Here is a 7,039-nt window from a genome sequence, read left to right as displayed (position 1 = left end):
TTTTCCCGACCCATGACGACTCGAACCGATTCCGCCTACCTGCTCGGCGACCTGCTGAAGAACGTTTCCCGCTCCTTCTACCTGACGCTGCGCGTGCTGCCCGACGGCATGCGCGACCCGGTCGGCCTCGCGTACCTGCTCGCGCGCGCGGCCGACACGATCGCCGATACGGCGCTCGTCGCGCCCGATCGCCGGGCGGCATTGCTGACCGAGCTGCGCGACGAGGTCGAGCAGCTCGGCGACGGCGTCGCGCTGTCGCGTGCGCTCGAGGACGTGACGCGGATGCAGACCGATTCGCACGAGCACGTGCTGCTCGGCTCGATGGAGCCGATGCTCGCGCTGCTGCGCGCGCAGCCGGACGCCGATCGCGCGTCGATCCGCAAGGTCGTCGCGACGCTGACGGCGGGGATGGTATTCGACCTGCGCACGTTCCCCGACGAGCAATCGGGGCGGGTCGCGTCGCTGCGGACGCGCGACGAACTCGACCGCTACACGTATCTCGTCGCCGGCTGCGTGGGCGAGTTCTGGACCGACATGACGGGCATGCACACGCCGGCCGCGCGCGGCTGGAACCTGCCGGACATGGTCGAGAAGGGCATCCGCTTCGGCAAGGCGCTGCAGATGACCAACATCCTGCGCGACTGCGCGAAGGACCTGCGCATCGGCCGCTGCTACCTGCCCGACGATGTGCTGGGCGCGCACGGGCTGAGCGTCGCCGACCTGACGTTGCCCGATGCGTCGGCGCGCGCGCGTGGCGTGCTGGTCGACCTGCTGCGCGTGACGCTGGACCAGTATCGCGACGCATGCCTGTATACCGTTGCGATCCCGCGCCGCTTCGTGCGGCTGCGGCTGGCATGCCTGTGGCCGATCATGATCGGCCTCGAAACGCTCGAGCTGCTGGCCGGTCATGACGCGTGGCTCGATCCGGCGAAGCCGGCCAAGGTGCCGAGAAAGCGCGTCTACCGGATCATGGCGTCGTCGCTCGCGCTGGTCGGCTCGAACACGGCGATTCGCGCGCGCATGACCGCGCTCTCCGATGCCGTGAGCGCGCATCTCGCGCAGCCGGTCACACGCTGACACCCACCGAACGATGCCGGCGCGACAGGTGCCGGCGTCGCCCCTCGGCCCGCGTTCGCCGGGCCAGCTCTCCCGCATCGTCTAAAAACGTTTTCATCATTTCGTTTCGCGAAACGTGGGTGTCATGAACGTCAGCGATCCTTCGCGGCGGCGTGAATCGCGGCGTCAGCCGCGGTCGCGCATTTGTAAGATGTATTTCGCCGAAGGCATCTGACAACATCCGACGGTCGTGTTGCACCCGTAAAAATGTAAAGCTAGGGTTTTCACCGGGAAATGCCGGAAAAGCCCGCCGCGTAAGCGTTTTCAGGTGTTATGTAACTGCTTGGTGAACCCGTGCGTTGCGTCGATCATACGATGACCGACTGCACATGTTGGGAAATGATTGGTAATCCGTCAGAATCGCGTCGGCATGTACTCGCACATGTGTCAGTCATAAAACCACACCAGAAAAGAAATCATTCTTTGAGGACGGAGAATCAATGAAAAAGCGCGTCGCTTTCGCCATGACGGCAGCGGGCCTTGCAGCCGCTACCGCCGCCCACGCTCAAAGCAGCGTGACCCTGTACGGTATCGTCGATAACGGTCTGGCTTACCAGAACAACGCGGCACCGTCGACCGGTGCGACGAGCGGCGGTCACTCGAAGGTGTCGATGTCCACCGGCGTATGGGCGGGCAGCCGCTTCGGCCTGAAGGGCAGCGAAGATCTCGGTGGCGGCACGAAGGCGATCTTCCAGTTGGAAGCGGGCGTGAACTCGGCGACCGGTGCGTCGCAATGGGCAGGCGGTATCTTCACCCGTCAAGCATGGGTCGGGATGACGAACCAGGCGTACGGTACGCTGACGGCCGGCCGTCAGTACACGGCGTACTACACGCTGCTGTCGCCGTACAGCCCGACGACGTGGCTGACGGGCGCATACGGCGCGCACCCGGGTGATATCGATTCGCTGGATACCAGCTACCGCGCGAACAACTCGCTCGTCTACATGTCGCCGAAGTTCTACGGCTTCACGGTCGGCGGTTCGTACTCGTTCGGCGGCGTGCCGGGCAGCGTGAACCGCGGCTCGACGTGGAGCGCGGCAGTCCAGTACCTGAACGGTCCGGCAGGCATCGCGGTCGGCTACCAGAAGGTCAACAACTCGACGCTCGGCGGCGGCCTGTGGGGCGACAACTCGACGGTCACGAGCGGCGGCCAGCCGGCCGTGTCGGCGATCAACTCCGGTTATCAGACGGCGCAGTCGCAGCAGCGCATCGGCGTGACGGCCGGCTACCAGTTCGCGCCGGCGTGGGACGTGTCAGCGTCGTACACGAACGTCAAGTACACCCCGGGCGTCGGCTCGGCGTTCCGCAACTCGGCGATCTTCAACACGGCTGGCGCCGTGCTGCACTGGAAGGCAGCGGCACAGTGGGACTTCGCAGTGGGCTACTCGTACACGGCGGCGACGCAGTCGAACGGCATCACGAGCGCGGCCAAGTACCATCAGGTCACGCTGTCGCAGTACTACAGCCTGTCGAAGCGTACGGGCCTGTACGCACTCGAAGCCTACCAGCACGCATCCGGCAATACGCTGAACAAGGCTGGCGGCATCCAGGCAGCGACGACGCAGATCGGCGACGGCGTGGCAGCAGGTTCGAAGCAGAACCAGATTGCAGTCGGCGTCGGCATGATCCACCGCTTCTGATGTCGCGCGGCGCGCGAGCGCCGCTTGCGGCATGCGGTATGAAAACCGGCCTTCGGGCCGGTTTTTTCATGTCCGCGCGATTCGTGCGAATGTCGCGCCGCGATCGTTGCGTCGAGCACGCATCGCGCCGTCATTCCGCTTCTATCGCTGCGTCAAGCCCGCATCCGGTCGCTCCGTTTCTATCGCTGGGTCAAACCCGCGTCGCGCGGTCGCTCCGCTTCGATCGCCGCATTGACCCTGCACCGCGCACTCACTCCGCCGCGTCGTTCGTCCAGCTTCCCGCGAGCGCCTGAAACAGCGCCGCCGTATCGGCAAGCCGGTCGGCCTGTGCGCGCGTACGGTCGAGCGCCGTCTGCAGTGCCTGCCGCTGTGCATCGAGCAGGTCGAACGTGCTGATCCCGCCCGCCGCGTAACGGTCGCCGGCAATCGTATTGCTGGTCGCCGCTTCCCGTGCCGCCGTGTCCCGAGCCTGCCATGCGGCAGCGTCGTGCTCGACCGCGCGCATCGCATCGGCCACCTGCTGCAGCGCCTCGAGCACGGTTTCCCGGTAACTCGCGAACGCGGCGTCGTACGCCGCTTCGGCCGCGCGTTTCTTCGCGCGCAGTTCACCGCCGTGAAAGAGCGGCTGCGTGAGACCGAGACCGACATTCCATACATTGAGCCCGCTCACGATATCCGCGATGCGCGTGCGCTCCGAGCCGGTCCCCGCCGAAACCGAAAAACGCGGATACAGGTTCGCGGTGGCCACGCCGACGTTCGCGCTCGCCTGGTGCAGCACGGCTTCGGCGGCGCGGATGTCGGGCCGTTCGCGTGCGAGCGTCGACGGCAGCGCGACGGGCAGCGTGCGAGGCAGCGCGAGCGCATCCAGCGTGAGGTCGGGCAGCATCGCGTCGGCGGGCGGCGCGCCGAGCAGGATCGCGAGCCGGTGGCCGGACTGCGCGAGGCGGGTCGCGAGCGGCGGCAGCGACGCCTGCGTCTGCGCGAGCAACGCGCGCTGCGCATGCACATCGGCCTGCGATACGCCACCGGCAGTGAAACGCGCTTCGACGATGCGCAACTGCCGCGTCTGCGCGTCGATCAGCTGCCGCGTGAGCGCGACCTGCTGCGCGAGCGACGCGCGCAGGATCGCGGTGGCGACGACGTTACCCGCGAGCGTCAGGCGCGCGGCGTCGAGCGTATAGGCCTGGTAGTCGACCTGCGCGCGCAGCGCCTCGAGCGCGCGCCGGTTGCCGCCGAACACGTCGAGCACGTACGACACGCTCACCGACGCGTCATAAAGCGTGAACGGCCCCGGGCTCGGCACGCTGGCCGGCAGGCCGAACGCGGTCGTGTCGACCTGCTCGCGCGTCGCGGACAGGCTCGCATCGACTTTCGGCAGCATCGTCGCGCCGGCTTCGGCCGCATGGTTCTGGCGCGCTTCGTCGAGCCGCGCGCGGGCTTCGGCAAGCGTCGGGCTGTTGCGCCACGCGGTATCGACGAGCCGGTTCAGCGGTTCGGAGCCGAACTGCGTCCACCAGTGCTGCGGAGTGTGTTCGGCCGATGCGAACGTCTGGCCATCGCCTGCCGGGCCGGCGGCGGCCGTCGTCTCCGGCGGTTCGCCGCGCGTGTAGCGCTGCGTGGCGGGCGCATCCGGCGCGTGGAAATCCGGCCCGACCGCGCATCCGGCGACGAGCAGCGCGGCAGCGGCCAGCGTGCAGCAGCGGGTGGCGTGGAGGGGGCGACGCGAATCCGGTTTCATCGTGCGGTGCCTAGTCGAGCGTGCGCCGGTAGAAGCGCAACGCGATGCCCATCACGACGACGGTGAACAGCGCGACCGGCCACACGGATGGCCACAGGTCGTTCCAGCCGTTCCCTTTCAGCAGGATGCCGCGCACGAGGCGGTTGAAGTAGGTGAGCGGCAGCAGGTTGCCGATGAACTGCGCCCACTTCGGCATCCCGGCGAACGGGAACATGAAGCCCGACAGCAGGATGTTCGGCAGGAAGTAGAACACCGCGAGCTGCATCGCCTGCAACTGGTTCTGCGCGAGCGACGACAGCGTGATGCCGACGGTCAGGTTCGCGGCAATGAACAGCAGCGCGGACAGGTAGATCGCGAATGCGCTGCCGACGAACGGCACCTCGAACACGAAGCGGGCGGCCGCGAGAATGATCGACACCTGGATCAGCCCGATCAGCACGTACGGGACGATCTTGCCCGTCATCACCTCGAGCGGTCGCACGGGCGTCGCGAGCAGGTTCTCCATCGTGCCGCGCTCGCGTTCGCGCGTGATCGCGAGGCCCGTCATCATCACCATCGTCATCGTCAGGATCACGCCCATCAGGCCCGGTACGACGTTGTACTGCGTGATGCCCTCGGGGTTGTAGAGCCGGTGCAGCACGACGTCGAAGGCGGCCGGACGGCCGTTCAGGTGCGCGAGCGGGCCGGTCACATCCTTGTCCGCGACCGGCTGCACGAGGCCGGCGAGCGCACCGATCGCCGATGCGGTCGCGACGGGATCGGTCGCGTCCGCCTCGACGAGCAGCGACGGACGTTCGCCGCGCAGCAGCCGGCGCGAGAAATCGGCCGGCACGTTCAATACGAACAGCACGTCGCCGCGCGCGAGCGCACGCTGGCCGGCCGCTTCGTCGGGCAGCGTCTCGACGATGTCGAAGTACGCGGAGTTGCGCATCGCGGCGACGAAGCTCCGCGCGAACGGGCTCGCGTCGGCGACGATCACCGCGGTCGGCAGGTGCTTCGGATCGGTGTTGATCGCGAAGCCGAACAGCGAGAGCTGGATGATCGGCACGCCGACGATCATCGCGAACGTCACGCGGTCGCGGCGCAACTGCAGGAATTCCTTCAGCACGATGCTCCACCAGCGCGCGACCGAGAACGCATCGCGCAAGCGCGCCCACGCGTTCATGACGACGCTCCGCCGGGCGGCGCGGATGCGCGGCCCATCATGTAGATGAACACGTCCTCGAGGCCGGTGTCGATCGGCGCGACCTGCAGCGCGGCGGGCCCGCCGGCCTGCGCCGCGACCTGTGCGAGCGTCGCGTCGAGCCGCGCGCGATCGCGGCCGCTCACGTGCAGCGCCGAACCGAACACGACCGTCTGGTCGACGCCCGGCATCGTGCGCAGTCGCGCGGACAGTTCGGCCAGGTGCCCGCCGGTGATCGCGCGGGTCGCGAGCCCCTGCGACGCGACGATCTCCGCCGACGTGCCCTGCGCGAGCAGCTCGCCGTACGCGATGTACGCGAGCTTGTGGCAGCGTTCGGCTTCGTCCATGTAGTGCGTGCTGACGAGCACCGAGATCCCCTGGGCGGCCAGCCGGTGCAGTTCTTCCCAGAAGTCGCGGCGCGCGGCCGGGTCGACGCCGGCCGTGGGCTCGTCGAGCAGCAGCAGGGCCGGCTCGTGCAGCATGCAGGCGGCCAGCGCGAGGCGCTGCTTCCAGCCGCCCGACAGCGCGCCCGTGAGCTGGTCGGCGCGGCTCGCGAGGCCGAGCCCGTCGAGTGCGCGCGCGACGGCCGCCTTGCGGTCGGGCATCCCGTACACGCGTGCGACGAAATCGAGGTTCTCGCGGATCGACAGGTCTTCCCAGTACGAGAAGCGCTGCGTCATGTAGCCGACGCGCCGCTTGATCTGCGCGCTGTCGCGCACGATGTCGTAGCCGAGACAGGTGCCGCTGCCCGAGTCGGGCGTGAGCAACCCGCACATCATCCGGATCGACGTGGTCTTGCCGCTGCCGTTCGGCCCGAGAAAGCCGAAGATCTCGCCGCGCGCGACGCGCAGCGACACATCCTTCACGACATGCTTGTCGCCGAAACGCTTGTTCAGGCGAACGACGTCGATCGCGTACGGGGCGGAGGGCGCGTTCACGGCACCCTCACGGCGACGGGCTGGCCCGGATGCAGCTTCGGCGCGTCGGCCACGGCCGGGCGCGCCTCGATCATGAACACGAGCTTGGTTCGGCTCTCGTTGCTGTAGATCACGGGCGGCGTGTATTCGGCCTCGCTCGACACGTAGATGATGTGCGCGGGCACGTCGGCCGCACAGCCGTCGCAGTGGATCGCGACGGTGCGCCCCGGTGCGAGCGATGCGATGGCGGCCTCGGGCACGAAGAAGCGCACTTTCAGGTTTTGCGGCGGCAGCATCTGCACGACCGGATTGCCGGCCTGCACCCATTCGCCGACACGGTACAGCGTGTCGTACACGCGCCCGGCGGCGGGGGCGGCGACGCGCTTCTGGTCGAGCTTCCACTGCGCTTCGGCCACGGCCGCCTGCGCGGCGTCGACCTGCGCGG

The 7,039-nt window shown here is 68.1% G+C and carries 6 protein-coding genes; 2 read left to right on the top strand and 4 right to left on the bottom strand.

Features of this window, described 5'->3' with window-relative positions; translation table 11 throughout:
- The first annotated feature begins 12 nt into the window (after positions 1 to 12).
- Entirely contained in the window at positions 13 to 1,077 is a 1,065-nt protein-coding gene (locus tag DPV74_RS37530; protein WP_119339016.1) for a squalene/phytoene synthase family protein, read from the top strand.
- Between the two features lie 479 nt (positions 1,078 to 1,556).
- Positions 1,557 to 2,756, top strand: coding sequence for a porin (locus DPV74_RS37525; protein WP_060171052.1), 1,200 nt, complete (start codon positions 1,557 to 1,559; stop codon positions 2,754 to 2,756).
- Between the two features lie 250 nt (positions 2,757 to 3,006).
- Here DPV74_RS37525 and DPV74_RS37520 read toward each other — a convergent pair whose 3' ends face one another.
- The 4 genes from DPV74_RS37520 to DPV74_RS37505 form a co-directional block, all read right to left on the bottom strand.
- Positions 3,007 to 4,494, bottom strand: a complete 1,488-nt coding sequence (locus DPV74_RS37520; protein WP_119339015.1) for an efflux transporter outer membrane subunit — start codon at positions 4,492 to 4,494, stop codon at positions 3,007 to 3,009.
- Between the two features lie 10 nt (positions 4,495 to 4,504).
- Positions 4,505 to 5,659 carry an ABC transporter permease gene (locus tag DPV74_RS37515; RefSeq protein ID WP_119339014.1) on the bottom strand — a complete coding sequence of 385 codons (1,155 nt, stop codon included), beginning with the start codon at positions 5,657 to 5,659 and terminating at the stop codon, positions 4,505 to 4,507.
- Complete coding sequence (locus DPV74_RS37510) at positions 5,656 to 6,615, bottom strand: ABC transporter ATP-binding protein (protein ID WP_119339013.1); 960 nt, start codon at positions 6,613 to 6,615, stop codon at positions 5,656 to 5,658. Before DPV74_RS37510 ends, DPV74_RS37515 begins: the two co-directional genes overlap by 4 nt.
- A partial coding sequence (locus DPV74_RS37505; protein ID WP_162923249.1) for an HlyD family secretion protein occupies positions 6,612 to 7,039 on the bottom strand: 428 nt, incomplete at its 5' end. The genes DPV74_RS37510 and DPV74_RS37505, both read right to left, overlap by 4 nt.

The sequence above is a fragment of the Burkholderia sp. HAN2018 genome (assembly GCF_024704855.1).
In the GTDB taxonomy this organism is placed as follows: domain Bacteria; phylum Pseudomonadota; class Gammaproteobacteria; order Burkholderiales; family Burkholderiaceae; genus Burkholderia; species Burkholderia cepacia.
Note: the sequence above shows the minus strand (reverse complement) of the source record. Positions and strands in the feature narration are given on the sequence as shown.

Excerpts from the sequence above, each read along its gene's own strand:
- DPV74_RS37530 (WP_119339016.1), top strand. The coding sequence starts at position 13 with ATGACGACTCGAACCGATTCCGCCTACCTGCTCGGCGACCTGCTGAAG.
- DPV74_RS37515 (WP_119339014.1), bottom strand. The coding sequence starts at position 5,659 with ATGAACGCGTGGGCGCGCTTGCGCGATGCGTTCTCGGTCGCGCGCTGG.
- DPV74_RS37525 (WP_060171052.1), top strand. The coding sequence starts at position 1,557 with ATGAAAAAGCGCGTCGCTTTCGCCATGACGGCAGCGGGCCTTGCAGCC.
- DPV74_RS37520 (WP_119339015.1), bottom strand. The coding sequence starts at position 4,494 with ATGAAACCGGATTCGCGTCGCCCCCTCCACGCCACCCGCTGCTGCACG.